Annotated in this window: 24 protein-coding genes and 1 pseudogene; 9 read left to right on the top strand and 16 right to left on the bottom strand. The window is 61.3% G+C overall.

Annotated features, from left to right (window positions below; all coding sequences use genetic code 11):
• Positions 1–5 precede the first annotated feature (5 nt).
• Positions 6–848, top strand: a complete 843-nt coding sequence (locus tag SC318_RS11365; RefSeq protein WP_320430866.1) for a metal-dependent hydrolase — start codon at positions 6–8, stop codon at positions 846–848.
• 64 nt (positions 849–912) lie between these two features.
• Here SC318_RS11365 and SC318_RS11360 read toward each other — a convergent pair whose 3' ends face one another.
• Positions 913–2,982, bottom strand: a complete 2,070-nt coding sequence (locus SC318_RS11360) for an EAL domain-containing protein (protein ID WP_320430865.1) — start codon at positions 2,980–2,982, stop codon at positions 913–915.
• 316 nt (positions 2,983–3,298) lie between these two features.
• Between SC318_RS11360 and SC318_RS11355 the strand changes: the two genes are divergently transcribed.
• Both SC318_RS11355 and SC318_RS11350 read left to right on the top strand, forming a co-directional pair.
• Complete coding sequence (locus SC318_RS11355) at positions 3,299–3,577, top strand: hypothetical protein (protein ID WP_320430864.1); 279 nt, start codon at positions 3,299–3,301, stop codon at positions 3,575–3,577.
• A 10-nt stretch (positions 3,578–3,587) separates the two neighbouring features.
• A complete protein-coding gene (locus tag SC318_RS11350; protein ID WP_320430863.1) occupies positions 3,588–3,917 on the top strand; it encodes a DUF6388 family protein in 330 nt (109 codons plus the stop codon).
• A gap of 8 nt (positions 3,918–3,925) precedes the next feature.
• Here SC318_RS11350 and SC318_RS11345 read toward each other — a convergent pair whose 3' ends face one another.
• The 14 genes and pseudogenes from SC318_RS11345 to tssA all read right to left on the bottom strand — a co-directional run bounded on the left by SC318_RS11345 (position 3,926) and on the right by tssA (position 19,818).
• Positions 3,926–4,768, bottom strand: coding sequence for a serine/threonine-protein kinase (locus SC318_RS11345; RefSeq protein WP_320430862.1), 843 nt, complete (start codon positions 4,766–4,768; stop codon positions 3,926–3,928).
• Complete coding sequence (locus tag SC318_RS11340) at positions 4,765–5,487, bottom strand: PP2C family protein-serine/threonine phosphatase (protein ID WP_413817641.1); 723 nt, start codon at positions 5,485–5,487, stop codon at positions 4,765–4,767. The genes SC318_RS11345 and SC318_RS11340 overlap by 4 nt, the downstream gene beginning before the upstream one ends.
• Positions 5,488–5,492: 5 nt before the next feature.
• Complete coding sequence (gene tssM / locus SC318_RS11335; RefSeq protein WP_320430860.1) at positions 5,493–8,849, bottom strand: type VI secretion system membrane subunit TssM; 3,357 nt, start codon at positions 8,847–8,849, stop codon at positions 5,493–5,495.
• 16 nt (positions 8,850–8,865) lie between these two features.
• Positions 8,866–9,726, bottom strand: coding sequence for a type IVB secretion system protein IcmH/DotU (icmH, locus tag SC318_RS11330; protein WP_320430859.1), 861 nt, complete (start codon positions 9,724–9,726; stop codon positions 8,866–8,868).
• 5 nt (positions 9,727–9,731) lie between these two features.
• On the bottom strand, positions 9,732–11,060 hold the full coding sequence (tssK, locus tag SC318_RS11325) for a type VI secretion system baseplate subunit TssK (RefSeq protein ID WP_320430858.1): 1,329 nt from the start codon (positions 11,058–11,060) through the stop codon (positions 9,732–9,734).
• Between the two features lies 1 nt (position 11,061).
• Entirely contained in the window at positions 11,062–11,529 is a 468-nt protein-coding gene (gene tssJ / locus SC318_RS11320) for a type VI secretion system lipoprotein TssJ (protein ID WP_320430857.1), read from the bottom strand.
• Between the two features lie 22 nt (positions 11,530–11,551).
• Positions 11,552–12,346, bottom strand: coding sequence for a type VI secretion system-associated FHA domain protein TagH (gene tagH, locus SC318_RS11315; protein ID WP_320430856.1), 795 nt, complete (start codon positions 12,344–12,346; stop codon positions 11,552–11,554).
• A 17-nt stretch (positions 12,347–12,363) separates the two neighbouring features.
• On the bottom strand, positions 12,364–12,495 hold the full coding sequence (locus SC318_RS11310; RefSeq protein WP_320430855.1) for a type VI secretion protein: 132 nt from the start codon (positions 12,493–12,495) through the stop codon (positions 12,364–12,366).
• 78 nt (positions 12,496–12,573) lie between these two features.
• Positions 12,574–14,106, bottom strand: coding sequence for a sigma-54 interaction domain-containing protein (locus SC318_RS11305; protein ID WP_320430854.1), 1,533 nt, complete (start codon positions 14,104–14,106; stop codon positions 12,574–12,576).
• Entirely contained in the window at positions 14,103–16,076 is a 1,974-nt protein-coding gene (locus SC318_RS11300) for an AAA family ATPase (RefSeq protein WP_320430853.1), read from the bottom strand. Before SC318_RS11300 ends, SC318_RS11305 begins: the two co-directional genes overlap by 4 nt.
• Positions 16,077–16,090: 14 nt before the next feature.
• A pseudogene (locus tag SC318_RS11295) lies at positions 16,091–16,219 on the bottom strand (type VI secretion system baseplate subunit TssE); the annotation flags it as partial.
• A gap of 14 nt (positions 16,220–16,233) precedes the next feature.
• Positions 16,234–17,715, bottom strand: a complete 1,482-nt coding sequence (gene tssC, locus SC318_RS11290; RefSeq protein WP_320430852.1) for a type VI secretion system contractile sheath large subunit — start codon at positions 17,713–17,715, stop codon at positions 16,234–16,236.
• Positions 17,716–17,730: 15 nt separating this feature from the next.
• Complete coding sequence (gene tssB, locus SC318_RS11285; RefSeq protein ID WP_320430851.1) at positions 17,731–18,240, bottom strand: type VI secretion system contractile sheath small subunit; 510 nt, start codon at positions 18,238–18,240, stop codon at positions 17,731–17,733.
• A gap of 24 nt (positions 18,241–18,264) precedes the next feature.
• Positions 18,265–19,818 (bottom strand): type VI secretion system protein TssA, encoded by a 1,554-nt coding sequence (gene tssA / locus SC318_RS11280; protein ID WP_320430850.1) that lies wholly within the window; start codon positions 19,816–19,818, stop codon positions 18,265–18,267.
• A gap of 478 nt (positions 19,819–20,296) precedes the next feature.
• Between tssA and SC318_RS11275 the strand changes: the two genes are divergently transcribed.
• Complete coding sequence (locus SC318_RS11275) at positions 20,297–20,812, top strand: Hcp family type VI secretion system effector (RefSeq protein WP_320430849.1); 516 nt, start codon at positions 20,297–20,299, stop codon at positions 20,810–20,812.
• 49 nt (positions 20,813–20,861) lie between these two features.
• Here SC318_RS11275 and SC318_RS11270 read toward each other — a convergent pair whose 3' ends face one another.
• Positions 20,862–21,683 (bottom strand): aldo/keto reductase, encoded by an 822-nt coding sequence (locus SC318_RS11270; protein WP_320430848.1) that lies wholly within the window; start codon positions 21,681–21,683, stop codon positions 20,862–20,864.
• A gap of 106 nt (positions 21,684–21,789) precedes the next feature.
• Between SC318_RS11270 and SC318_RS11265 the strand changes: the two genes are divergently transcribed.
• The 5 genes from SC318_RS11265 to SC318_RS11245 all read left to right on the top strand — a co-directional run bounded on the left by SC318_RS11265 (position 21,790) and on the right by SC318_RS11245 (position 26,751).
• Positions 21,790–22,284 (top strand): DUF1543 domain-containing protein, encoded by a 495-nt coding sequence (locus tag SC318_RS11265; RefSeq protein WP_320430847.1) that lies wholly within the window; start codon positions 21,790–21,792, stop codon positions 22,282–22,284.
• Between the two features lie 115 nt (positions 22,285–22,399).
• The gene (locus tag SC318_RS11260; protein WP_005788801.1) at positions 22,400–22,681 is read left to right on the top strand and encodes a peptidylprolyl isomerase; all 282 of its coding nucleotides are present in this window, start codon (positions 22,400–22,402) and stop codon (positions 22,679–22,681) included.
• A gap of 130 nt (positions 22,682–22,811) precedes the next feature.
• Positions 22,812–24,671 (top strand): extracellular solute-binding protein, encoded by a 1,860-nt coding sequence (locus tag SC318_RS11255; RefSeq protein ID WP_320430846.1) that lies wholly within the window; start codon positions 22,812–22,814, stop codon positions 24,669–24,671.
• Positions 24,671–25,729: a microcin C ABC transporter permease YejB gene (locus SC318_RS11250; protein WP_320430845.1), complete on the top strand. Its 1,059-nt coding sequence runs from the start codon at positions 24,671–24,673 to the stop codon at positions 25,727–25,729. The genes SC318_RS11255 and SC318_RS11250 overlap by 1 nt, the downstream gene beginning before the upstream one ends.
• A complete protein-coding gene (locus SC318_RS11245) occupies positions 25,729–26,751 on the top strand; it encodes an ABC transporter permease (RefSeq protein ID WP_320430844.1) in 1,023 nt (340 codons plus the stop codon). The genes SC318_RS11250 and SC318_RS11245 overlap by 1 nt, the downstream gene beginning before the upstream one ends.
• Positions 26,752–26,753 lie beyond the last annotated feature (2 nt).

Below are 26,753 nucleotides of genomic sequence, written 5' to 3'. Positions count from 1 at the left end.
TCACTATGTTGCCGATTCGCCGTGACATCCGCTTCGCCCTGCCCGCCGAGCGCATTACCAACTGGCACGAACAAGGCCCGTTCATCACGCATTTTTTCAATGCCCTGTCGCTGCTGTTTCCCCAGGGCGAGCTGTTCTTCATGGACAGCGTGCGCCACTACCGGTCGCGCATCGACGATCCGGCTCTGAAAAAGGAGATCCAGGGTTTTATCGGCCAGGAGGCAATGCACAGCCGCGAACACGTGGCCTACAACAACCTGCTGCACACGGCGGGCCTGCCGGCCCACAGCCTCGACCGTCGCTTGAAGTTCTTCCTGGACCTGCAAAAGAAACACCTGCCGCCTTCCTTCAACCTCGCGGTGACCATCGCCCTTGAGCACTACACGGCGATGCTCGCGGAAATCCTGCTGAGCGATCCATCGCGTTTTGGCGACTCACTCAAGGGCTATCGACAGATGTGGTACTGGCACGCCCTTGAAGAAACCGAACATAAAGCGGTGGCCTTCGATGTGTGGAACACCGTGATCAAGCCTGGGCCCAAGCGCTACCTGCTGCGCACCGGCACCATGCTGTTTACCACGCTGCTGTTCTGGCTGGTGGTGTTCGACTTCCACGTGCGCCTGTTGATTGCTGACCGCAAATCCGGTGGGTATCTCAAAGGCTTCTGGCGCATGCTCAAGTTTCTGTATCGGCCCAGGGGGGTCTTTCCACGTATGCTGCGGCCGTGGCTGGACTATTTCAAACCGAGCTTTCATCCCTGGGGACATGACAATCGGGCACGGTTGAACGCCATAGACGGACTGGTTGAGGAAATTGAGCGGACCAATCGCAGCTACGAGGCGATCTAGCAAGGCGGCTTGCTGCGTTTGAACGGGGCCGGCTGCCAAACGGGTCGGCCCCAGGACTGCCAGATCACGCCAGCGCCGCCCGCTTGCGTACAAACTGCGGCACCTCATCCCCCGGCAACGCCCTGCTGAAATACCACCCCTGAATGAACAGCTCAGCCCCCGTGTTCAAAAACGCCAATTGCTCGGCAGTCTCGACCCCTTCCACCACCACGCCCAGGTTCAGTGCCTCACAGAAACGCAGCATGCCGGTCAGCACCTGAGCGCCCTTGGGGTCGTGCTGGGCAACCACAAAGCTGCGATCGATCTTGATGAAGTCGACCGGAAACTGGTGCAGATAACTCAACGCCGAAAACCCGGTGCCGAAGTCATCGATGTACACCTTTGCCCCCAAGGCCTGCAGTTTCTGGATGGTCTGGCGGGTGGCCTGAATATCGCTGACCAGCGCGTCTTCGGTGATTTCCACCGACACCCAGCCCTGGGCCTGGGCGAGAATTTCCACCAGGCGATCACCGTACGCCGCGTCCTTGAGCGTGACGCTGGAGACATTGATGGTCATGGGCAATTCAAACCCGGCCTTCTTCCACTTCTGGTATTGGCGTACCGCCTGGGACGCCACCCACACGTCCACATCCGGCATCAACCGGGCCTGCGCCAACCATTGCAGGAACTCCCAGGGCGAATGCACCCTGCCCTGGCTGTCCCGGGCGCGCATCAAGGCTTCGCAGCCGGTGCACAGCCCTGTGCGGGTGGAGATCTGCGGTTGAAACTCGAGATAGAACTCGTAGTCGCTGATCTGCTGGATCCGGTTCAATTGCGTGGCCTGCCGAGCGAGGGTGCGGTGCGAAGCCAGGACCGGGTCGAACTCCAGCAACCGGCCTTTCTCCTCAAGGCCGCGAAAGGTCATGTCCAGCGACTTGAGGTACACCGTGCCGCCTTCGCTGGACTGGCGATGAATCGCACGTACATACGGCGCATACACCAGCGTTCCCAGGCCCATCAGCCCAACTTGCAGCACCACGGCGGCCAAGTCGCCCTGGGTACTGAGGTAAGCATTGAGCAACACCGGTGCGGTGAACGGCACACTGGCCACTGCCGGCGACACCCAGCCCAGCTGCACCGCCGCCAACGCCAGGGTTGCGTTCAATGCCGGCACCAACAGAAACGGTATGAACAACCGCGGGTTGAGGATGATCGGCAGACCGAACAGCAACACTTCGCTGACGTTGAATAACGAGAGCGGCAAGCTGGCCATCGCCAGCAACCGCATGGACGTGCTCCTGGAAAACAGCAGGATCGCCAGAAGCAGGCACAACGCGCCGCCCGATCCACCGATAAACGCGAAGCTGCCCAACAGGCCGCTGTTAAGCAGGTACTGGACCGGCTCACCCGCCGCCAACGCGGCACCATTGAGCACCACGGCCTGATCCAGCACATCGAACAGCGGCTGCATGGCGTACACGCCGTGAACCCCGAAAAACCACAACAGCGAGTTCATCAAGGTCACAAACAAACCGCTGCCATAAGGCGTCTGCAGCACATTGAGCACCTGCGGCCCTTGCAGTTGCGCCACATAGGGAATCTGCAGCAGCAACGACAGCACCACCACCAACACCAGCGCGGTGATCGCGCCGGGAACCACCATGTTGATCGTGCCCTTGAGGTTGTGCCCGATCAGGTCTTCATGGACCAGACGTGTCCAGCGCAAACGGTGCAGCCAGGCGATGGCGGGCACGTTGATCAGCGGCGATGCAATGGCGATAAACAGCAGGAAGGTGGCCGAAGCCCGGGGATAGTCGCGCAACAGATACGTGGCGACCACGACATGGGCAAGGCACAAAAAAGCGACCGGCAACTGTGGCAGGCGGTGCTGGATGGCCAGCATATAACCAATGGAGGCAGCGACCAGCAGCGGAATCACCGAACTGATGCGGTCATGAAGGCCCGCCAGAAAGCTCACCGCCTGCGGGCTGAAACCCAGCACTCTGGCGCACTCGGACAGGATCAGAAAACCGGCAGACACCAGCAGGCAGGGCAGGATCCACAACAATCCCTCCCGAATCGCACGCAACGATTCGATACTGGCCAGGGTCGCCAGGCGCCGGGTAAGGAAAAGTTTGAACAGCGTTTGCCTCATGAGCCGCCCTCCGCCCGTATTCACGAGGGCTGGAGATCAGCGCCGGAATACGCGTCAACGCTACACGCCCTGATACTCGGAGCGAAAGCTTTTCGCCATGTCCCCGGGATTATTCGGAGAAAATCCGGGGTGCGGGATAATTTCTTATATAAAAAATCGAACTTTCCGACGTGATCTAACCCCTAAACCGGTCTGAGTCGGTATTATCCGCGGTTGGCCCGTGTGTTAAAGGATGTTACGACCTGGTGAACACCAAGTGCCTACTCAGGGAATCTTGCCTCGACAAGCAGGCACAAAGGAGAGAGAGAGTCTTACCATGCACGATAAGCGGTCCAGCACCATGCGCCCCCTGTTTGTCACCATCCTGTTGTGGCTGTGCAGCGTGGCGCTGCTATTTATCATCAAGAATGTCATCGAGCTGTACACGGGGCCTGTCGCAGAGACCTGGATCGACCTGACGCTGGTGCTCGTCGCCTACCTGATGTTCTTTTTACTGGCGCCCCTGCAACGCTGGATCCAGCGCAGATCGCGCAAGCGCGCTCGGCGCCACGTGGGCAGTCACGCGCCCGACGTCGACTCCCACCCCTCTCACTGAGGGCCGGCCATTGTCAGCACCTGGCGATATTTACCAACGCGCACTGGACCGGTTCCTGCGCGATAACCCCGACGTGGCCGCCGAGCTGAACAATCTCAACCCGCTGGCAGCCCAAGCCAGGGGTGAAACGGTGGCGCAGTATCGTACCGAGCGTCTGTATGAAGCCTTCGAGGCACAGGCCGAGCGCCTGGGCCTGTTCGCTTGGGAGCTGACCCTCAAGCTGACTGCCGAGTCCAGCGAAGCCTTTGAAGCCCAGCGCTTGGAGGTGCACAAGGAAGTCGCCCAGATGGCCGGCATGAGTTGGGCCGACTACTGCCAACTGCATGACCTGGCCGGCTGAAGTTTTACTCAGCTTAACCAGCGAGACCGCCGGCAACTAATGACCTCGCCCAATTCGGCAACCGTCAGGGCCCGGCGTTGCGGGTCGTGCGCCAAGGCAACCTGCAATGCCGGCCAGCAGCGTCGCGGCAACTGCCTGGGCCGGGTCAGCCCTTGGCCGGGAGGGCATTCACCCAGGCGAGCCCCATGAGCCAGTTCATACAGCACGCACGCCGCGGCATAAAGGTCGGTGGCGAGGGTCAACTCGCCACCTGCCAGTAGTTCAGGCGCCGCATAGGCACGAGTCCAGGCATTCACTCGGCTGCGACTCACACTGGCCAGGTCCGCCGTGGTCTGCGCCAGTAGTTGCCCCAAGCCGAAATCAAACAAGCGCACGCCCTCTTCACCCAGCATCACGTTGGCCGGCTTGATATCGCCATGCAGAACGTTGTGTCGGTGGGCGTACGCCAACGCATCCAGCAGTTGCACGGCAATCGGCTGCAGCTCCCGCCAAGGCACTCCCTCGGGGCATTCCAGAATCAGCCGGTCCAGCGTCAGGCCGTGCAGCAGCTCCATGGTAAAAAAGGCCATCTGGCTACCCGTATCCACCTCAAACGAATACATCCTCACCACGTGCTCATGCCGCAGGCGACGCGCCAACGCAAACTCGCTGTACAGCAGGACGTGAGCATCCGGACAGGCTGATAAAGACTCGCCCAACACCTTGATCGCCACACCGGAGCAAGGCTCGCCAAATTGCTCGTGTAACAGGTCGCGTGCGCGGTACACCACGCCCATCGCACCACGGCCCAATACATGCTCAAGGTGGTAGCGCCCGGCGAGCAGCACAGGAAAGGCTGGTGTCGCGCTCATGGCTGCACCACGACAGCGGTCAGATCATCGCGTGCCGGGGTGTGCAGCGCGCTGGCGAACAAGCGTTCCACGACCTGCTGCGGTCCGCCTGCACTCAACGCCAGGCCCAGTTCCACAGGGCTGAGTGCCTGGTACAGGCCGTCGCTGCACAATAAAAACACATCGCCAGGGCGGGTACTGAGCTCCAGTACCTCAAGCCGCAATGGCGAGTGCGCGCCAATGGCGCGGGTCAGGGCTCTGGCCTCGGGGTGAGCACGGGCCTGGGTGGCACTCAACTGACGTTCGTCCATCAGGCGCTGCAACAGCGAATGATCTCTGGACAACTGGTACAGGCTGCGCTCGCGCCACAAATAACAGCGGCTGTCCCCCGCCCACACACAGGCCGCACGTCCATTCTCCAGCAATAGCGCAACCACCGTGCTGCCCATCATGGAACTGCCGGTTGGCCCAGACCGCCTGCACGCATCCGCCAGCCGCTGGTTCACACCTTGCAAGCTGCGCCGGACCGCACCGACTCGCTGATCAAGGCTGCCCTGCGCAGGCAACAACGCCAGGCTGGCGACCACCCACTGGCTGGCGACATCGCCGTGACGATGGCCACCCATGCCGTCCGCCACGGCCCAGCAACCTCGTTGCGGGCAATCGAGCAAGGCGTCCTCGTTGCGCGGGCGGGCCTGCCCGCGCTGGGTACGCCCGGCGCTGCGCCATGGGGGGAACACCGGGTTCACAGCTGCTCCGGCAAACGGAAGGTGCGCCAGGTGTCCATTTCAAATGGGCTGGGCGTGCGTTGGCTGGTCAGCAGGTAATTGGCGCGCAACCCGGCCAGGTCGGCCTTGACGATCTGCGCGTTGCGGTCACTTGCAGGTTCTCGGTGCAGCAAGTCGAAGAACCGGAACAACGACCAGGCGCCGGCGTTTTTCTCGATACCCAGGGGGCGCAGTTCAGCGTCCCTCTCCAGCACCAGGCTGGCGCGGCCGTTGTCTGCTTCGATGGGCCAGCGGAACGTCATGGGTATGATCGGGCCGTGCCGGTATTCCAGCTGCTTTTCCCCCAATCGCAGGGTCGCCCGGTTCACCGCCTGATCCAGGCTGTAGGGTGCCAAGGTAAAGCGCACAGCCAACTCGCCCTGATCTTCGCTGAAAAAGCTGCGTCGGATGATGTGGGCTTTCGTCAGTTGCTCCAGCAGCGAGCGCGAGATGGGCAAACTCTGCCCGTCCAGTCCACGCAACCGGTAGCGAGTGCCCTCTGCGCCGACAAAAGAGCGCAAATGCCCCTCGTAAAAACGCGCCAACACGCCCTGGGGTTTAAAGAACTCACGGAAATCGTCAAGGGCCACATCACTGCTCGCATGGGCATTGAACGGGTACCGTTGGCGAATCGCCTTGGCGTAAAGACCCTGCACCTCGCTCTGATAGCGCTGATTGACATGGGCGTAGGCCTGGTCCAACAAGTGGCGCCAGGCTTCATCGGCCACCCCTTCAAACCAACCGGCAAGCGGCAGCGGCAACCGGGAGGACGCTTCACGCAGGTTACCCAGTACGTCCTGCTGGCCGTCCATACGTCGCTTTGCCTGCATGAAGGCCGCCTGCTCCGGTGAACCCTCACGGTTCAGCGCCGCCAATTGCAGGTGCAATTGACTCAGCAGGTGCAGCCCCTGGCTCAGCTCGGCGCTTGGGTTGTGCTGCTCATCCAGCAATTGATGCAGGGGTTCAAAACGCCGCTGCAAGGCCCGACGAGCCGGGTCGCCCAAGGCTGCCTGCCCTTTCGCCACGGCAGCAGTGGCGATGCCCGCCAACGCGCCTGACGGCTCGGCCAGCGTGGCCGGCAGCTCAAGGCCCGGCAGTAAGCGGGTATTCTCACGCAGTTGCTGCAACAGCAGACTGACAGGCGATTGGGCCGAGGTCAGCCCCGCCAGCCGTTCGGCGTCCTCGCGCAGATTGTCGGTTGGCAACAGCCTGACGCGCCCCAGGGCATCGCTCCAGGCCTGGGCATATTCACTGAAGTAGCGCTGTTGCAGTTGGGCCATCAGGCGCTGCAAATCCTGACTACTCAGATCGGTGCCCTCCCCCAGTACCCAGTTATCCTGGGCGATGGCATTCACCAGTCGTGGGCCTTGCGCCTCGAAGTACTGCACATAGCGTTTGGTGTAGAAGCCCGGCACGGACGCTTCCATCGCAGCGAACACCTTGCCCTCGGCCAGCCGCAACGGTTCGAGGTCCCGCGCCTGTTCGCGCAGCACTCGATACACCACATCGGCCAGTGATTCACCCCGCAGAGCAGCGCGCGCCTGAGCCACCAGTTCGTCATTGAGGGGCGCTGCAAACGGCTGCTTGAGCAGTCGTGCCCAATGTTCATTCAGGCGCTTCTGTACCGGCCTGTCACCGGGAAACCGCAGCGACCAATAGGTGGCCATATGCTGCGCCAGCCAGGCGGTATCGCGGCGCTCACGCAGATTGAGCATCAGGTACGCACGCAGGTTGTCGAGCAAGCGCTCGCGATCGCCGAGGCTGGCGCTCACCTGCTCTTGCAGCAGGCCAACCACATGGCCCAGCAGGTGCTGTTGCAACGCCTGCTCATAGGCATGTTCCAGTCGCGAGCGGCTGACCTCACCTTGGTAAAGGCCGGCTCGCTCGATCAGCGCAGTGTCGCCGGAAGCTGGAAACACCTGGGTTGCGGCCCAGCGAGCGTCCAGCAGCGCCAAGCGTGTCAGGGTTTCATCGCTGGTCAGCGTCACAGGTGCACTGAGTGCAGCGATGTGGGCCAAACGTTGACTGTTGAACGCATAACTGTGCATCCACAGCCCCCCGGCACCTGCCAGAACCAGCCCGGCGGCCATCCCCAGCAACGCGTTGCGCCGCCAGATACGTTGTTGCTCGCGGGTCTGCAAAGCGGCCAGATCCGCTTCAGCAAAGATCACTCGACTGAACAGCCCCTGCACAAAATGGCTGCGCGTTTCGCTGGCGCAGGTCAGGTAGAACCCGCGCAATCCGTTGATGCGCTGGTAGCGATGGGCGGAAAACGCCCACTCGATGAACAGGCATAAACGCTCGCCTATTCGCGCCGTCTGCGGGGGAAACTCGAGCATCTGCCCCCGGCGCTCGACGTCTCTCTCCTGGTGCAACCGCTCAATCAACTCGCCGTGCAAACGTTGCAGTAACTGCTCGAACGCCTGACGAACCTGGTTGATGTCATTGCCCACCGTGTCCGTATCCAGCGGCTGGCCCAGCACCGCATTGGCATCGTCCCCTGAGGGGGAGTCGAAGTACTCGATGAACCCCGGCAGTCGGTCAGCCTGGGTCAATACCAGATACAGCGGCACATCCACATGCAGCACCTGCTGAATTTCCTGCACACGCGAGTGAACATGGCGTGCCAGTTGCTCCAGCTCGTGCTCGTTGCCCGCCAGCAGCCTGTCTGCCGACAGCGTTACCACCACGCCATTGAGCGGGCGCACTCGATGCCGGCGCCTCAGGCTGGCCAACAGCGTGGTCCAGCCGGCGGCATCCACCGAACGGTCCGGCTGAGTCAGATAGCGCCCTGGCGTTTCGATGAGCACGCCTTCGTCGGCGAAGTACCAGTCACACTGCGTGCCACTGCCATTGGGCCGCGTGTCCACCTGATCGAGCGGTGACTGCAAGCCGGCTGCCGCCAGCAACTGGGTCTTGCCACTGCGCGGTTCACCGATCACCAGGTACCAGGGCAGGTCGTGGCGCCAACGCGCGTTGCGCTCCCCATAGCGGGGCGATGTGCTCAAGTGCTGCCGGGCTTCCTTGAAGCGGCCGCGCACGTGCTTGCGTTCGTTCTCCAGCGCTTGCAATGACCGATGCCCCGCTGGTGGCCCCGACCTTTGGCGCCCGGCGGCGCGTCGCCCACCGGCCGAAACCATTGCCAGTCCCCACAGCAGGAACAGCACGCTGATGCTGAACAGGCGGGCACTTGCGCCTTGCCAGAACCGGTAGTCGTCCACCGCCAGCAGCGGTCCGACCCACCACACCAGTGCAGCGCAGCAAAGCACCAGCAACAGGCTCCATACCCAAATCCTGCCCAGCACGGCGCCCACGCCCTTGAAGAATGTGTTCATTCATTGCTCCCTGCGTTTACATGGGCGTCCGGGTAAGGTCCGACGCCGAAAATGGAAGGTGTTGCAGTGCACTCACCCTTTCTCGCTCCAACACCCAGGCGAACCCTGCGTACATTGCGAGCAGGCAGCACAGCGTGAAGGCGACACACCAGCGGGCGGGAATAACGCGTACGCGCCTGCGACGCACCTGCCCCTTCCCTGCCGGCACAACGGGCGCCGACGACGGGTTGCCACGCACATGCCTGATCTGCCGATACAGGCCATCACGAACGGCCTCGAGCTGTAACACTCCGCGCTCCATCACTCGGTATTTGCCTTCGAACCCCAGGGACAGGCACAGGTACACCAGTTCCAGCATCGCCAAGTGTTTTACCGGGTCACGCGCCAGGCGTTCCAGCAACTGGAATACCTTCTCGCCGCCGAAGGTCTCATGGTGAAAGCGGCTCAACAGGCTCACCTTCGACCAGTCGCTTCGAGCCCCCCACGTCGTGGTCACGACGGCTTCGTCGATCACACTGCACAGCACGTAGCGCGCAGACATCACCTGGCTGTCTTCAATGCCACCTTGCAAGGCACGGGTTTCGAACTGCATTACCGCTGATGACAATCGGTCGCTGATCGCAATGAGGTTTTCTCGACCGGTGCAGCCCTTGAGCTGGACCACTTGCGACAATATTTCCCAGGCCGCGGTCACAAGCGGGTTGAGCGACATCGTGAAGCTGTGTGCGCCCAACACGTGGCTCGCGTAGATCATCCGGTCCTGCAACTGCTCATAGCGCGGCGGCGATGGGAACTGCGTGAGCGGGCCCTGTGCGGGCCCGTGGCCGTCACGGTCGAGCAGGACGGTTTTTTCATCCTGCGAGTATTCGCTGTCCATGGCATTCAATTCCTGATGGCCCAGAAGGTAAGCTCAAGCCCTGAAAATTCGCCCCCCACATGAAAGGCGAACCCACCCGATTGCTCCAACTGCGCGATGTCGCGAGCAGTCATATCAAGCATGAAGTAGGTCTTGGCGGCGTGAAACGGGATCTGGCGCGGCGCCACGGGCAGTGGTTTGACCTTGATACCCGCCAGGTGCAGATTGACCAGCTCGCGTATGCGCTCAACGGGGCCGACTTTCAGATGCGCTGGCAGGCGTTGGCGTAACTCTTGCGAATCGGATTGCGCCGTGGCCGCCAGGATGAACGTTGCGGTACCCAGCAATTTCAGATCGCTTACCGGACATACCAACACGCCGTACTGACGGGGTTGCAGCGCCAATTCGATAGCGTGTTGTTCCAGCACGACCGACAGTACGCCGCGAACAGCTTCCATCAGCCCACGAAAACTTGCTCCCTGGTCGGCGTGCCGGTAATGCACATCCAGCACTGCGCGCTTGCTGTCGCTGGCGAAGGTCGACAATTCGCCGAGCAGCGCCAACAGGGCACGAAATACGGCTTCAGGACGAACCTGAGCCTGGCTCAAGCAGTGGCGCAGCTCCAGCTCGCTACGGTTGATCACTTGCAGCATCAGAAAATCGCCAACCTGCGTGCCGGCGGCGGTGCTCTCGCCGCGGATGCGCGCCGCGATGGCATCGCCTCGCGATGCAAGCAAGCCGATCACCTCCTTCAGGCAAGACGCTACATACCCGCGGTCCTGCATGAAAATGAACGTCGGGACGAATCCCGCATCCAGGCGCACACCCCCCGCCTCGGTAGATTCCAGCACCTGGGCAACCTTGAGCCTGACAAAGCCCTGCTCTCTGTGCTGCTCACCCAACAGCAGGCGCAGGTCAGGCCTTGCGCAGTGAATCAGGCAACGAGAGTCGGCCCCGGCGTTGGAATCTGCGATCTCCACCTCACAGGTAAGGTAACGCGCCAGCACATCGTGCTGATCCGGTTGGCGGGTTTCGGTCTGATTGCCTGTCGCCAGCAGCAGTCCCAGGTAAACAGCCTGTTCCCCCGAGTTGGCCGGCACCTGCAACACCAGCGGTTCCATGGCGGCGCCGTGTTCGAACAGGCTGCCGTCCGGCAACACTCCGCTGGCTTGAGTGACCACCAATTTGCCGAGGTTGAGGTACTGCACATCGAGTTCCAGCGTGAGGAACCCCCAGGCGTCCGGGCTCAGCAAACGCGTCTGGTTAAGCTGCTGCCGGTAATGACGGTCGTTGTGCTGCAAGTGCTGTGGCCGCAGCAGCATGCCTTCCTGCCAAATGACCTTATGGGTGTGCATATCACTGCACCTCTTTGTCGGAATGCGCGTCGGCCAGTCGGATACCATCTCGTTCCAGCACCAGCTCTACACGGTTCACTTGTTGAGCGGCGAGCGGAACGAGCAGGCGCCATTGAACGTGGGGCAAGTCGCGATACGCCGCCAGCACCCCCACAAAATGACTCTTTGGCCCGACACTGAGCTTGAGCGCCCGCCGATCGCCCGGGCGCAGTTCGATTTCCTCGCTGCTCACCCAGTCCTTTGGCAATACCTGCTCGGCGTGCTCGTACATGCTGAAAAAATCGGCATTCTCGAAGGCCACGCCATGACGCAGTTCGATCAGTTGCAGCACGACCGGAGAGGGTCGGCCATGAATGTCCGGGTTGACCTGGTCACTGGCGGTCAGTACCAGGTCCAGTTTGGTCAATGTCGAGAAAGGTGATACAGCGCTGCAACCAGTCAACAGGCCGAGCAGGAGCAACAGAGGCATAAGGGTGATCGATACATGAGCATCATCCTGGATAATCGCTGTGCAGGGTCGAGATCAGGCGTACCTGTTCTTCGTAGGCGCGGCTGTGCTGCAACCGTTCAACCTCCAGCCGAAACAGGCCTGCCACCTTGATCGCCAGCGTCTTTCGGGCAACGTGGTCAAGCCTGCCCAGGTCAAGCCCCAGCGCTGCGGCAAACTCCATCCAGAAGACGTCGTCGGATGGCGGCGCCATGGCGGCGGGATCAGCCTTGGGAGGCTCCTTGAGAGACTCAACCCGGCGCGGCATCGCCACGTGTTCGCGGTCGGCGGCATGCCGGTCGGCCCAGGTTTCGGACTCGCCCATTGCAATGCCGGCACTCAACGCCCCCAGCTCATCCGATGCGTTATGCCGCTGCTGTTCGAGGTCCAGTGCCTGCAACGGGTCCAGCGCCAGGAACGCATCATCGGGAATCGGTACGCCCGTGATGATCGGCTGCTCAGAATAAGGCTGGATCGGCTCTATCAACCGCGCGCGTATCGACAGCGCTCCGAGTTCGAACACGTCACCCTCCTCGATCAAGTGCGCCTGCCCTTTGCGCAGGCGTTCGCGAGTGCTGGCCATACGGATACCGTTACTGCTGATATCCGTGAGGAAGTACCGACCTTCCCGGTAACCCACCAAACCGTGGTGACTGGAGAGCAAACGGCTGGGGTCGTGGATTACCCAGTCGCAGCCAGAGCCACGGCCGATCACGCCGCCCGCTCCGTCAAAGATTTTGCGCACCATGGACACAGGGTTACCGCCTGCGGTCTCACATACTTCAAATACAAGCTGCATGGTCAGGCTCCCTCTTTTCATCGACCACGGGTCACCGCCTGCGGCTCACCCAGCGGACGGTACCGGGCATCATCGAATACATAGTTGGCGTGACAACCGCCGAGCAAACACAACACAAGCACGACGACGCGCCATGGACGGTCAGGCATCAGGTTTCTCCAAGGTAGAAAGGCCGCCCGCCTGCTATCGTTGGCGGCGGCGATGTCGGCAAATTTTCGGCACATGGCTCAACGCTCCGCACTGGCATCACCGCAGGGAATGTTCAAGCGGGCGAGCCGATACAGCAGCGTGCGCCGTGCGACGCCCAGCTCACGCGCCGTACGGGTTCGGTTGCCGCGATTCTTCTGCAGGCAGTCGAGCAGGAACACGCGCTCTACCCGCTCCATGCGCTGGCGCAGCGTTACGTCATCCACGGCGGTTGCAACCGGCGCCAGAGGCAGCGACAGGTGCGCCGGCAGAATCAGGTTGTCGTCGCACAGCAGCACGGCGCGCTCCACCAGGCACTTGAGTTCGCGCACGTTGCCGGGAAATGGGTGACTGGACAGCTGATCAAGGGCGATATTCGACCATTGCACCGGCGTCCTCCCCAGGTTTGCGCACGCCTTGTCGGCGAAATGCCGTGCCAGTTGCAGCACATCCCCTTCTCGCTCACGCAAGGCCGGCAGCTGGATGGGGAACTGGGCAAGCCGGTAATACAGGTCTTCACGGAAGCTGCCTTGGGCGACCATGGCGGCCAGGTCACGGTGCGTCGCTGCGATGATGCGTACATCGACCTTGTGCGCAGCACTGGCGCCCAATGGGCGAACCTCTCCTTCCTGCAGGACCCGCAACAACTTGGCTTGCAGGGGCAGCGGCATATCGCCTATTTCATCGAGCAGCAGCGTGCCCCCGTGCGCAGCGTCGAACAGCCCGGCATAGTTGCGCTCGGCACCGGTAAAGGCGCCTTTTCGGTAGCCGAACAGCTCGCTCTCCAACAAGCCTTCCGGGAACGCAGCGCAGTTTTGCACCACAAACGCCTTGTCCGCACGCGGCCCTGCCTGGTGGATGGCCCGTGCCACCACTTCCTTGCCGGTGCCGGTTTCGCCGCGCAGCAGGACGGTATAAGGGGTATGCAGCACCTTGCTGATCAATTGGCAGGTGTGCGCCATCGCTGTGCTGCTGCCAATCAGGCCATACATGCCGGCCAGCGGGACTGCGCGATCCTGCGGTACAACAACCGGCATACACCGCAGGCTGCGCAACAGTGCCAATTGGTGCAAGGCGAAGCTGCCCAACTGGCCCAGGGAGAATGCGTAAGCCTGCAACGCTGCCGGGCGCTGGGCGGCGCATAGCAGCACGCCAGTCACGGTATTGAAACGATCGAACAACGGCACACTCAAGAGGGCGCGCCAAGGTGACCCGAGCGCCGGCAGAAAAGCCGTGTCACAGGTGCTGTTCCATACATCATCCATACTGACGGCAACGCGCTGGTCCACGGTGTCACGCAGCAAACGCACGTGTCGCAGATCGACTCCTGAAGGGGTATCCGCCAGCGGGAGCGTCGCGCTCGGGTGCTGGGCGATCAGATCAAGCCGCCCAGTCGCATCATCCAGTCGGTACAGCTGGCAGAGTTCACAGTGGCTCAGGTGTGCCGCTGCCGCGACACACGCACCGGGCAAGGAAGCGTCGTCACTGTCCAGGCCTATCCGTGTGATACAGCCGATCAGGGCGCTGGCATGGGCAAGCGGGTCAGGCAGTTGGTCCAGGTTGTTTTCGCTCATTGGCTGAACTCGCAGACAGGCAGACGATTGCCATCCAGTCGGGCATGCACCAGGTTGACGGGTGCATCCACGGCCATGGCGCCCAGCAGACCATCCACCATCTGCGGCACTAAATGTCGCTCAAGCCATTGGTCGATGTACCGCGCACCGCTGTCGCCGTCAGCACAACGCTCGGTTATGTGTGCAACCAGTTCTGGCGTATAGGTGAATCCCAGATTGCGTGATTGCAAACGTTGCCCCAGGTTCGCAAGCTTGAGTTCTGCCACGTCGCGCAGCACCTTCTCTGCGATCGGGTAATACGGTACGACGCGCATACGGGCGAGCAATGCGGGCTTGAAGTGCGCACGCAGCACCGGATAAATTGCGTCTTGCAGTACTTGGGGTTCAGGTCGTTGACCGCCTGCGCAAAGCGCGTTGATACAGTCGCTTGCGAGGTTGGAGGTCATTAGCAGTACGGTGTTGCGAAAGTCGATTTCCCGCCCTTCGCCATCATTGGCGCGACCTTTGTCAAAGACCTGGTAAAACAGGTTCAACACTTCAGGGTCGGCTTTCTCCACCTCGTCGAGCAGCACAACCGAATAGGGACGCTGGCGCACGGCTTCGGTCAGCACCCCGCCCTCGCCGTAACCGACATAGCCCGGTGGCGCACCGATCAATCGAGAGAGCGCGTGCTTCTCCTGGTATTCGGACATATTGATCGTGGTGACAAAGCGTTCCCCGCCGTACAGGAGATCCGCCAGGGCCAGCGCCGTTTCTGTCTTGCCGACACCGCTTGGCCCCACCAGCAGAAACACCCCGACCGGTGCATCGACCTTGTTCAGCCCGGCGGCGACCGCACGCAAGGCGCGATCCAGGGCCTGTACCGCATGTTCCTGCCCAAGCACGCGGGCGCGCAAGGCCTCGGCAAACCCCAGCACCTTTTCATTCGGTTCAAGGGCCAACTGCTCGGCAGGAATGCCGGTCCAGGCGCTGATGACCTGAGCTACGCCACGCGGGCATACCTCAGGTTTGAGCAACGGTTGCCCGCTGTGCTCAAGCCAATGCTGCTCAAGCACCTGGCGCTCGGACTCGAGGGTTTCCAGGCGCAGCTTCAACGCCTGCAAGGCCTGCGCATCCACCGGCAACCCGATCTCGGCATCTCGAGTCAGCGCCCGCGCCTGCCGTTGCCCCTCGATCAGTTGGATGCGCAGCGCCTGCAATGCCTCGGGCGGCATTGCCTGACGCGTGCGAGCACTGGCACACGCAGTGTCCAGCACGTCCACCGCCTTGTCCGGCAGCTGTCGGCCCACCAGATAGCGGGCGCTCATGTGCGCCGCCGCCACCACCGCATCATCGCGGACATACACGCCATGACTCGCTTCGTAGGCAGGCACCAGCCCCCGCAGAATCGACACAGCCTGCTCGACACCGGGCTCGCCGACCTTTACCGGCTGGAACCGCCGCGCCAAGGCCGGGTCCTTTTCGATGTACTGCTTGTATTCCGACCAGGTCGTCGCGGCGATCGTACGCAGCGCGCCGCGCGCCAACGCCGGCTTGAGCAGGTTGGCCGCGTCCAGCCCACCCGGCTGGCCACCGGCACCCACCAAGGTATGGGCTTCGTCGATAAACAGGATTACCGGCTCGGGCGAGGCGCTCGCTTCATCGATCACCCCCTTGAGACGCCGCTCGAATTCACCCTTGAGGCCGGCGCCCGCTTGCAGCAAGCCCATATCGAGGGTCAGCACGCGAACAGCCTTGAGGACCTCGGGCACCTGCAACGCGACGATCTGCAAAGCCAGCCCTTCCACGATCGCGGTCTTCCCTACCCCAGCCTCCCCCACCAGAATCGGATTGTTCTTGCGCCGGCGCACCAGAATATCGATCAGCTGGCGCACCTCGCGCTCACGGCACAGCACCGGGTCGATCCGGCCCTCGCGGGCCTGATGGGTGAGGTCCTGGGTAAAGCGCTGCAACAGCGACTCTGTGGCCATCGGCTGATGCTCAGAAGCGTTTGCACGCTGCCTGCACGGGTGCTGAGCATTTTCGTCAAATGCGCGGCGACAGACGTCAAGCGGCACGCGCCGGGGGACGTATAGGACTCAAGGCGCTCGAAAAGGCTGCTGGGGTGGCGCATCCCCTGGCCACGGCTCATTCTTTGTCGAGCTTGCCAACGAGGGACAGGGTGAAGTCCGCCCCCATGTACTTGAAATGCGGCCGCACACTCAAACTGACGCGGTACCAGCCCGGCTCACCTTCGACGTCACTGACGACAATGCGCGCCGCACGCAGCGGGCGGCGACCGCGGACTTCTGCACTGGGGTTTTCCTGATCCGCCACGTATTGGCGAATCCATTTGTTGAGTTCCAACTCCAGGTCGGTCCGCTCCTTCCACGAGCCCAGCTGTTCACGCTGTAGAACCTTGAGGTAGTGAGCCAGCCGGTTGACCACCATCATGTACGGCAACTGGGTGCCGAGCCGGTAGTTCAGCTCTGCGGCCCTGCCCTCTTCGCTGATGCCGAACGTCTTGGGCTTCTGCACGGAGCTGGCGGAAAAGAAAGCTGCATTGTCACTGCCCTTGCGCATGGTCAGGGCGATGAACCCTTCCTGTGCCAGCTCGTATTCGCGCCGATCCGACACCAGCACCTCGGTCGGAATCTTGGTTTCAATTTCACCCATGCTCTGGAAATGATGCAACGGTAGGTCCTCGACCGCCCCGCCACTCTGGGGGCCAATGATGTTCGGGCACCAGCGAAAGCGCGCGAAACTGTCCGTCAGGCGAGTGGCGAAGGCGTAGGCCGTATTGCCCCACAGGTAGTGCTCGTGGCTGTTGACCACATTTTCCTGGTAGGCAAAGGTTTTAACCGGGCACTCAAGAGGATCGTAGGGCGTGCGCAGCAGAAAACGCGGCACCGTGAGGCCGATGTAGCGGGCGTCTTCGCTCTGGCGAAAGCTCTGCCATTTGGCAAACTGCGGTCCTTCGAAATGATCCCTGAGGTCCTTGAGGTCAGGTAGACCGGTGAAGCTTTCCAGGCCAAAGAAACCTGGCCCGGCGGCAGCGATGAACGGCGCATGAGCCATGCCGGCAACACTGGACACGTACTGCATGAGTTTCACATCAGGCGCGCTGGGTGACAGGAAGTAGTTGGCGATGATCGCCCCGACCGGCTGGCCGCCAAACTGGCCGTATTCGGCACTGTAGATATGCTTGTAAAGCCCCGACTGGGTGACCTCCGGGGAATCCTCGAAGTCGTCCAGCAGGTCCTGCCTTGAAACATTCAGGAGCTCTATCTTGATGTTCTCGCGAAAATCGGTGCGCTCGATCAGCAGTTGCAGCCCTCGCCAGGCCGACTCCAATGCCTGGAAGTCCGGGTGGTGCAGAATCTCGTCCATCTGCTGGCTGAGCTTGGCATCGATCTCGGCGATCATCCGGTCGACCAGACGTTTCTTGACGGGCTCTTCACGGTTGTGAGGCTTGACCAGCTCTTCGATAAACGCCGACACCCCCCGCTTGGCGATGCTGTACGCCTCGTCATCGGCATTCAGTAAGGTCTGGGCAATGATGTTGTCGAGAATGCTGCCCTCGTCGTTGACTTTTGACCGGGACTGCGGGTTGTACTGGGTAGCTGTCATGGTGTCAGTGTCCTTTTACTGAATAGGTTCGGCATCGGCGCCGCTCAACCCCAACTCGGCCAGTACCCGCGCACGGGAGTCGTCATCGGCCAGTGCCTGCTCAATGGCTTTGCGAAAGCTTGGGGTGTTGCCCAGCGGCCCCTTGAGCGCCACCAATGCCTCGCGCAGCACCATCAGCTTTTGCAGCTGCGGTATTTGCTCGACCAGGTTCGCGGGGTTGAAGTCTTTCATCGCGTTGATGCGGACCTGGACCGCCAGCTCTTCAACGTCAGTTTCCTCCTGAAGGCGATTGGGCACGCTCAAGGTCAGGTTCAGGGCCTGTTTGGCCAACACCTCGTCGAGGCTGTTCCTGTCGATCCCGATAGGCTTGCGGTCCTCTAGCTTGCGCGGGTCCTCGCGTTGCGAGAAATCCCCCAGCACCAGCAGTTTCAACGGCAGCTCGACTTCCTCCTGGGCACCACCGATTGCGGGCTTGAAGGTGATATTGATACGTTCCTTGGGTGCCACCGAAGCGTCTTTGGCCACGGTATTTCTCCTTTTTGATGATGGTTATTCGAGTACTGCTTGCAGATCGAAATGGCACAACCGGCGGTGCGTGGCGTCCTTGCTTTCGCGCACGGCATGGCTTTGTGGCAACAGGTCGTAGCAGCGATACAGGAGCCGACCGACCTGCTGGGCCAGCTCCGGCTCCCAGCGGTCCAGGCCGCCGTGCTGTAATTCAAGGTCCAGTTGTTCCAGTTGGATCCTGCCCAGGTCAGGCTTGCCCGCGCGCACACACAACCTGGCCAGCGCCAGCCGCCAATGAAAGCGTGCGCGTTCGCTGCATGCGCTGTGCAAACCTTGCTTGAGCACGCCGACCGCAGCCTTGAGCCCCTCCCTGCGCAAGCTGGGCATGACCGCCTGCAACGCGGTTTCCCAGGGCTCGCCGCTGCCATCGACAGGCGTATTGAAAGGTTCGGCTTTGTGCAGGTGGCGAACCACGTGGTGCGTGATCCACTCACTGGTCTGCGGGGCCGCAAAGGGCGTACCGTCGGCGAAGCGCAATTCAGGCAAATTCGGTAACCGTTGCAATAACAGGGCGAAGCTGGTTTCCAGTTCCGTCATGGCCAGGTTCGCCTGCAAGGCCTCAAGGCATTCCCAGACCATGCGCAGCCCATCGAACCAGAACAACGCGCCCCCCAGGCTGACCTCAAGCTCCGGCAACAGCTCGGCGTGATGGCCGTTCTCGAGACGCTCCTGGTAACGTTTGAGCTTGTCGGGAGCCAGCGGGCGCAATGCCGTTACGCCCTCACTGTCGGCATCGGGATAGTTGACCAGGCTCAGCCAGGCCAGCGTTCGTCCCAAACGCAGGGCACGCAGGTCGGTGGCATTCTGGCGCAACCACCAGGCACACAAGCCACGCGACAGTTCCTGCACGTTGCGCAGTACTTTTTGCGCCTCTTTTTCGTTGCTGATCGGCGCCTCGGGCTTGAGCAACTGCGTGGTCGCCTGCTTGACCTGGGCAATGACGCCGGCAATGCCCGCTGGCTCCCCACCGCCTTGCGTAGCACGCGTCAGACGCTCCGCCAGCTGTCGCCTGACCGGCAATAACAATGGGGCGTCGCTGCCAAGATGCGTGTTCAAGAGCTCATCAAGGCGCACCAGGTCTGCCTGCAGCGCCTGGAACACGGGCAGTTGGTCGACGACAGAAAAGTTTTGCGAAAGGAGCAGGTCGAGGCGTGTCACCAGCCAACCCAACGCGGCAACACGGGTACGCCGCTTGGTGGGATAGACCGCCACCCAGTGATGCTCGCAGAGGTAAACCAGCAGCCCGAGCCCGGCCAGCAAGCCGGCAAATGAATCACGCTGGTGCAGTGCCCAGGTGAGCCACACAGCCACGCGCAGATCCTTGGACTGCTCACGCAGCAGGTGCTCGCTGATGTCGCAGACCTGCTGCCAATCCGGGGGGCTCGCGCCATGCAGTGAGTGTGTCTTGGCAACCTCGGCTTCCACGCTCTCAAACTCACTCGAAAAGCGCACGTCATTGCCGACGAAGCTGCCTGGCGAACAAGGGGTTCGGGCAAGTTCCTGGTAATAAGTGCAGAGCTTTTCTGAATGAACCATTTTTGAGTCGCACACAACTATGAAGGCTGGACAGGCAAGCTAAACGCCGTGAGGTGCACAGCAGATTGCCGATTAACGTTCGTTCAATACACAGCGAAGTGAACGAACCTTAGCCATCAGAAAAACGATCAGCAAGCGATAGCCGCGCAATTAAGGAATTTCCTACGCACCTCTAAAAACAGGGCCTGCGCAGTTATTTGCGCACTCAAAAAAAATAAAATAACCCTCAATCAGTTCTACCTTCGCCTAATCGCTAGTTCACACTTATGAGCAATTAAATGCACACTTGCGCGCAACTTAAGTTACTAAAACCCTGCAAAATCACCAGCAACTTCCCAGCACATTTATGGCGCTAATAGCCCGCACCCTTATTTCATTGACCCTCACACTTTCAGGCACGCTTTTTGTTATAGGCATTTGCCCGACCGGCAAGCTCGCCGTTCGGCAGCACCTACTCAATCAGACAAGGAAACCCGTCATGCCAACACCCGCGTACCTCTCCATCACCGGTGTCAAACAAGGCTTGATCACCGCAGGTACATTTACCCAGGACTCGGTAGGAAACATTTATCAGGAAGGCCATGAGGACCAGATCCTGGTGCAGGCGTTTGCGCACCAGGTGATCATTCCCCGCGATCCGCAATCGGGTCAGCCTACCGGCCAGCGCGTGCATAAACCGCTGATGATCAGCAAGGTCTTCGACAAGTCCTCGCCGCTGCTTTTCAGCGCGCTGACCTCGGGGGAAGAGGTGTCATGCCGGCTGGAATGGTTCCGTACCTCTTCGGCAGGCACCCAGGAGCACTACTTCACCATTGAACTGGAAGGCGCAACGATCGTGGACATTCAGTCGCGCATGCCCAACTGTCAGGACCCGGGCAATGCCCATTTCACCCATCTGGAGGACGTGCATTTCACCTATCGCAAGATCGTCTGGACGCATGAAGTGGCCGGCACTTCCGGCTCGGACGACTGGCGCAGCCCGGTAGCCGGTTAACCGCGGCGCTGGCGGGAACGGTCCAGGGACGGCACCGTTCCTGTTGGCGCTACACCATCGCCAGCGGGTGTTTGCGTTTGGGCGCGCCAAATACGCGGTCGATCGCGTCCAGGTCATGCTCATCCAGTACCAGCTTCGCGGCAGCGGCATTTTGTCGAATGTGCTCAGGCGATACTGCCTTGGGTATGGCGATCACGCCTTGTTGTCGCAGAACCCAGGCGAGTGCGACCTGCGCGGGGGTGGCCTCATGACGATGGGCAATCTGCTTGAGGGTCGGGCTCGCCAGCAGCTCACCGCCCTGGGCAATGGGACAGTACGCCATCAATGGCAAATGGTGCTGTTGCCACCATGGCAGCAGGTCGAATTCGATACCCCGCTCTTCAATGTTGTAGAGCACCTGGTTAGTCGCACAGGCAGGGGACGCCAGCTCCTGCAGGTCTGCCACATCAAAGTTGGAGACGCCCCAACGGCCGATCTTGCCCGCTTCGCGCAGCCGCTCAAACGCTTCGACGGTTTCGGCAAGGGGGTAGTGACCGCGCCAGTGCAACAGGTACAGATCAATGTAGTCGGTGCCCAGGCGCTGAAGGCTCGCTTCGCAGGCGCGGGGCACGCCCTGGCTGCTGGCATTGTGGGGGTAGACCTTGCTCACCAGGAACACCCGGTCGCGCCTGCCCTTGATGGCTTCACCGACCACCTCCTCTGCACCGCCCTCGCCATACATTTCGGCAGTGTCGATCAGGGTCAGGCCCTCGTCGATACCCAGTTGCAATGCGCCCACTTCGGCGCGGCGCTGGTTCGGGTCTTCGCCCATGCGCCAGGTTCCCTGGCCGATGACAGGCACGGGAACGCCGGCCAGATCGATAGTACGCATGACAACCTCCTGATCAGTTCGCGGATTAACAGTGTGGCATTGACCGGACAAAAGGGTTCAATCGCAGTATGGTTGGCCTCTGATCAATCGCCAGGAATCACCCGCAATGCTGTTTGTCGTGATGCTCGGGGGCAAACACCCCAGGGCCCGGATCGAAGTACATGATGTGGCGTTTGCTGTGGCTGACACGCTGCACGCCACCTACCCGCAATTGCGCGAGGCCTGGTTCGGCAGCCCCAAGGGCCTGCACATCGATTCGTGGATGGCGGTCGATGGCGTCGACGGCTGGAAGGTCGAACTCAGCCCACTGGCCCCACACGGCGATGCACCTCACTTGTATTTCATCAACCTCGGCGGCTACGAGGCCAACAGCTTCGGCGAGGCCCATCACTACCTGTTACTGGTCGCGCGCGACAAACGCGAAGCGATGAGCAAGGGCAAGCAGCAGCTGTTGCGCCACTGGTCCCAGGGGCATACCGACGCGGTAATGGATATTGACGATTGCCTGCCCATCGACCTGGTGGACGGTCGCTATATCCATCTCGTGCAAGGCCCGCACGCAGCGATTGTCCAGCAGAACGACTACATCGTTCTGGCTTGAACCCCATGTGCCCGGCGGTTCCCGACCCGCTCAGGCAACCAGCGGGAACTTTGCCGGGAAATAACCGCCTGAATCCGGTAGGCTCACCGTTTTTTCACTCAAGGAGTTATTCCCCATGGCCAAAGCCACCGCCCGCCACATCCTCGTTTCCACTGAAGACAAGTGCAACGAACTCAAGGCTCAGATCGAAGGCGGCGCTGATTTCGCAGAAATCGCCAAAGCCAACTCCAGCTGCCCGTCCAGCCGTCAAGGCGGCGACCTGGGTTCGTTCGGCCCAGGCCAGATGGTCAAGGAATTCGACACCGTCGTGTTCAGCGCCCCGGTCAATACCGTACAAGGCCCGGTGAAAACCCAGTTCGGTTATCACCTGCTGGAAGTCACCAGCCGCCAGGACTGATCCTGTCTGTGCTGATGCTGTAAACAACGGCCCGCCATTTGGCGGGCCGTTGTGCATGTGGTGACTGACGACGCTTAAGCCGTTAACGTACAGCTCTTCTATTCCTGTTCATCCGCGCTCAAGGCTGATAATGCGACTGGCTTTTCCAACACTGCTCCGCGTCACCCTGGTCTTGTTCCTGACCAGCAGCGCTGTGATCGCGGCGCCACAAACATCCCTCACGGTGTACGGCGAGCCGGCCAAGTACGCCGATGGCTTCAGCCATTTCGACTATGCCAACCCCAATGCCCCCAAAGGTGGCAGCCTGCGCCGCTCCGCCCTGGAAATCGGGCGCTTTGACCATGTATTGCCGTATATCGATAAAGGCATCGGTGTTTCCCAGGTCGATGGCTGGCTCTATGCGCCGCTGGCCCAGCGCTCCCTGGACGAGCCCTACACGGTCTACGGCCTGGTCGCGCAAAAGATGGAGCGCGCCGACGACGGTCTGTCGCTGCGTTTCTACCTCAACCCCAAGGCGCGGTTTGCCGATGGCAAGCCCATCACCGCCGAAGACGTGCGTTACAGTTTCGATCTGTTGATGACCCAAGGCAGCCTGCGCTTTCGCACGCTGTTCGCCGACGTCAAGCACGTCGAAGTGGAAAGCGAGCGCCAGGTGCGTTTCGACTTCTCCAGCAATGAAAACCGTACCCTGCCCCTGGATATCGCCACGCTGCCGGTGTTCCCCGAGCACTGGTGGAAGACCCGCGACTTTGCAAACGGCGGCGGCTATGAAGCCCCGCTGGGCAGCGGCCCGTACAAGGTCAGCAAGATCGACTCGGGCAATACCATCACCTTTACCCGTGACCCCGACTGGTGGGGCAAGGATTTGCCGGTCAGCCGGGGCCTGTACAACTTCGATCACCTGAGCCTTGAGTATTTCGGCGACACCGAAGTGGCGCGCCAGGTGCTGCGTGGCGGCGCCTACGATTTCAATCGGGAATTTTCCGCCACGGGCTATTCCATCGGCTATAACGGCCCGGCGCTCGACGATGGCCGTCTGCAACGTGCGCATCTGGCCAAGGAAATGCCGCAACCGGCCCAGGGCTATGTGTTCAATGTGCAAAAGCCGATGTTCAAGGACCGCAGGGTGCGCCAGGCCCTGGCCATGCTGTGGGATTTCGAATGGGCCAACCGGCAGATGATGCGCAACCTGTACATCCGCCAGCAGAGCTTTTTCTCCAACAGCCCGCTCGCCGCCACCCAGCTACCGACCCGGGAAGAACTGGCGATCCTTGAGCCCCTGCGCGGGCAGATCCCCGATGAAGTATTTACCCAGGTGTTCAAGGCGCCCGTCACCGATGGCAGCGGCATGATCCGCGACAAGCAGTTGCAGGCCCTGGCCCTGCTGGAGCAAGCCGGCTGGAAGCCTGAAGGCGACCAACTGGTCAACGCCGAGGGCGAGCCGCTGACGTTTACATTCCTTAATGCCCAGGCGGGCGTGGAACGTCTGCTGCTGCCGTACAAACGCAACCTGGCGCAAATCGGCATCACCTTGAATATCCGCCGCATCGATTCCTCCCAGTACGTCAACCGCTTGATGGCACGGGACTACGACATGATCGTCACCGGTTTTCCGGTCACCACCTCGCCGGGCATGGAGCTGTACAATTTCTTCGGCTCCGCCGCGGCGTTCGATCCGGGTGCCAACAATTACATGGCGCTCCAGGACCCGGCCGTCGACCGCCTGATCAAGGGTCTGGTCAAGGCCGACACCCAGGCACAGATGCTCACCTATGCCCACGCGCTGGACCGCGTGCTGCAATGGAACTACCTGTGGATTCCCAACTACTACCCGCCCGGCACGTCCGCTGCGTGGTGGAACCGCTTTGGCCGCCCGGCCATCGAGGCGAAAAACGATGAAGCCCTGGAAACCTGGTGGGAAGTCAGCCCGACACCACTGACCAACGCGCAGATGCAAGCCGAGCTGGAAAAACGCGGGGGTGCGCACTGATGTTTGCCTATATCGTGCGGCGCCTGCTGCTGATCATCCCGACCCTGGTCATCATCCTGCTGGTGAATTTCGTGATCGTGCAGGCCGCGCCGGGCGGGCCGGTCGAACAAGCCATTGCCCACCTGCAAGGCATCGGCGGCGGCGGTGTCGGCGGTGGCTCAGGCGAAGGCATCAGCGGCTCGCGGGCCAGCCGCGGCCTGGACCCGAAACTGATCAAGGACATCGAAAAGCAATACGGCTTCGACAAGCCTGCGCCGGAGCGTTTGTGGTTGATGCTCAAGAGCTACGCCCAACTGGACTTCGGCAACAGTTTCTTTCGCGGCTCGACGGTGATCGACCTGATCCTGGAGAAGATGCCGGTCACCATTTCCCTTGGCCTGTGGGCCACACTGATTACTTACCTGGTGTCGATCCCCTTGGGCATCCGCAAGGCGGTGCGCCATGGCAGCAGCTTTGATGTGTGGAGCAGCACCGCCATCGTGATCGGCTATGCCATGCCGGCGTTCCTGTTCGCGATGTTCCTGATCGTGGTATTTGCCGGCGGCACATCCCTGAACTGGTTCCCGGTGCGCGGACTGGTGTCGGAGAACTTTGAAGAGCTGAGCACCGTGGGCAAGATCGCCGACTACTTCTGGCACTTGGTATTGCCGGTCACGTCGCTGGTGATCGGTGGTTTCGCCACGCTGACCATCCTCACCAAAAACTCGTTCCTCAACGAAATCACTCGGCAGTACGTGGTCACCGCGCGCGCCAAGGGCTTGAGCGAACGCCGCGTGCTCTACGGCCATGTGTTTCGCAACGCGATGCTGCTGGTGATTTCCGGGATTCCCCAGGCGTTCATCAGCGTGTTCTTCGCCGGTTCCCTGCTGATCGAAGTGATCTTTTCCCTCGATGGCCTGGGCCGCATGAGTTATGAGGCGGCGGTGTCGCGGGACTACCCGGTGGTGTTTGGTTCGCTGTTCATCTTCACCCTGTTCGGGCTCTTGATAAAACTCATCGGTGACCTGTGTTACACCCTGGTGGACCCGCGTATCGACTTCGCCGCGAGGAACGCCTGATGCTCAACCTGTCTCCCGTGGCCCGTCGGCGTTTCGAGCGTTTCAAGAAGAACCGCCGGGGCTGGTGGTCTCTCTGGCTGTTCATCGGCTTGTTTATCCTGACCCTGGGTGGCGAATTGATCGCCAACGACAAGCCCCTGGTGCTCAGCTTCAAGAACGAGCTGTATTTCCCGGTGTTCAAGCGCTACACCGAACAGCAGTTCGGCGGGCAATTGCCGTTCCAGGCCGACTACCGCAGTGACTACGTGCAGCAGCTGATCAAGCAGGACGGCGGCTGGATGCTGTTTCCACCGATCCCGTTCAGCGACGACACGCCCAATTACGAGCTGACCCGCCCTGCCCCCAGCCCGCCGTCGACGGTGAACTGGCTGGGCACCGATGACCAGTCGCGGGATGTGTTGGCGCGGGTGATCTTCGGCGCACGGGTGTCGATCCTGTTTGCCTTGGCGCTGACCGCGATCAGCGCCGCCATCGGCATCGCCGCCGGGGCGTTGCAGGGTTACTACGGTGGCTGGGTGGACTTGCTGGGGCAACGCATCCTGGAGGTGTGGTCCGGGCTGCCGGTGCTGTACCTGCTGATTATCCTGTCGGGCTTTGTCGAGCCCAATTTCTGGTGGTTGCTGGGCATCATGGCGCTGTTTTCCTGGCTGGCGCTGGTGGACGTGGTGCGCGCCGAGTTCCTGCGCGGGCGCAACCTGGAGTACGTCAAGGCCGCACGCGCATTGGGCCTTGGCGACGGCAAGATCATTGGCCGGCATATCCTGCCCAATGCGATGACTGCCACCCTGAGCTATTTGCCGTTCATCCTGACCGGGGCGATTTCGACCTTGAGCGCCCTGGATTTCCTCGGCTTCGGCATGCCGGCCGGCAGTGCTTCACTGGGCGAGCTGATCGCCCAGGGCAAACAGAACCTGCAAGCGCCCTGGCTGGGCCTGACGGCGTTTTTTACCCTGGCGCTGATTCTGTCGCTGCTGGTGTTTATCGGCGAGGCGTTGCGTGATGCCTTCGACCCTCGCTCATGAGT

Origin of the sequence: Pseudomonas sp. MUP55, assembly GCF_034043515.1 — a bacterium.
In the GTDB taxonomy this organism is placed as follows: domain Bacteria; phylum Pseudomonadota; class Gammaproteobacteria; order Pseudomonadales; family Pseudomonadaceae; genus Aquipseudomonas.
Note: the sequence above shows the minus strand (reverse complement) of the source record. Positions and strands in the feature narration are given on the sequence as shown.

Bases quoted from the DNA above. Each gene is read 5' to 3' on its own strand.
- SC318_RS11260 (WP_005788801.1), top strand. From the start codon at position 22,400: ATGGCCAAAGCCACCGCCCGCCACATCCTCGTTTCCACTGAAGACAAG.
- tssC (WP_320430852.1), bottom strand. From the start codon at position 17,715: ATGACAGCTACCCAGTACAACCCGCAGTCCCGGTCAAAAGTCAACGAC.
- SC318_RS11270 (WP_320430848.1), bottom strand. From the start codon at position 21,683: ATGCGTACTATCGATCTGGCCGGCGTTCCCGTGCCTGTCATCGGCCAG.
- SC318_RS11360 (WP_320430865.1), bottom strand. From the start codon at position 2,982: ATGAGGCAAACGCTGTTCAAACTTTTCCTTACCCGGCGCCTGGCGACC.
- tssM (WP_320430860.1), bottom strand. From the start codon at position 8,849: ATGAACACATTCTTCAAGGGCGTGGGCGCCGTGCTGGGCAGGATTTGG.
- tssA (WP_320430850.1), bottom strand. From the start codon at position 19,818: ATGGTTCATTCAGAAAAGCTCTGCACTTATTACCAGGAACTTGCCCGA.
- SC318_RS11245 (WP_320430844.1), top strand. From the start codon at position 25,729: ATGCTCAACCTGTCTCCCGTGGCCCGTCGGCGTTTCGAGCGTTTCAAG.
- SC318_RS11300 (WP_320430853.1), bottom strand. From the start codon at position 16,076: ATGGCCACAGAGTCGCTGTTGCAGCGCTTTACCCAGGACCTCACCCAT.
- SC318_RS11265 (WP_320430847.1), top strand. From the start codon at position 21,790: ATGCTGTTTGTCGTGATGCTCGGGGGCAAACACCCCAGGGCCCGGATC.
- SC318_RS11305 (WP_320430854.1), bottom strand. From the start codon at position 14,106: ATGAGCGAAAACAACCTGGACCAACTGCCTGACCCGCTTGCCCATGCC.
- SC318_RS11275 (WP_320430849.1), top strand. From the start codon at position 20,297: ATGCCAACACCCGCGTACCTCTCCATCACCGGTGTCAAACAAGGCTTG.
- tssJ (WP_320430857.1), bottom strand. From the start codon at position 11,529: ATGCCTCTGTTGCTCCTGCTCGGCCTGTTGACTGGTTGCAGCGCTGTA.
- SC318_RS11255 (WP_320430846.1), top strand. From the start codon at position 22,812: ATGCGACTGGCTTTTCCAACACTGCTCCGCGTCACCCTGGTCTTGTTC.
- SC318_RS11365 (WP_320430866.1), top strand. From the start codon at position 6: ATGTTGCCGATTCGCCGTGACATCCGCTTCGCCCTGCCCGCCGAGCGC.
- SC318_RS11250 (WP_320430845.1), top strand. From the start codon at position 24,671: ATGTTTGCCTATATCGTGCGGCGCCTGCTGCTGATCATCCCGACCCTG.
- SC318_RS11355 (WP_320430864.1), top strand. From the start codon at position 3,299: ATGCACGATAAGCGGTCCAGCACCATGCGCCCCCTGTTTGTCACCATC.
- SC318_RS11310 (WP_320430855.1), bottom strand. From the start codon at position 12,495: ATGCCTGACCGTCCATGGCGCGTCGTCGTGCTTGTGTTGTGTTTGCTC.
- tagH (WP_320430856.1), bottom strand. From the start codon at position 12,346: ATGCAGCTTGTATTTGAAGTATGTGAGACCGCAGGCGGTAACCCTGTG.
- SC318_RS11345 (WP_320430862.1), bottom strand. From the start codon at position 4,768: ATGAGCGCGACACCAGCCTTTCCTGTGCTGCTCGCCGGGCGCTACCAC.
- tssK (WP_320430858.1), bottom strand. From the start codon at position 11,060: ATGCACACCCATAAGGTCATTTGGCAGGAAGGCATGCTGCTGCGGCCA.
- icmH (WP_320430859.1), bottom strand. From the start codon at position 9,726: ATGGACAGCGAATACTCGCAGGATGAAAAAACCGTCCTGCTCGACCGT.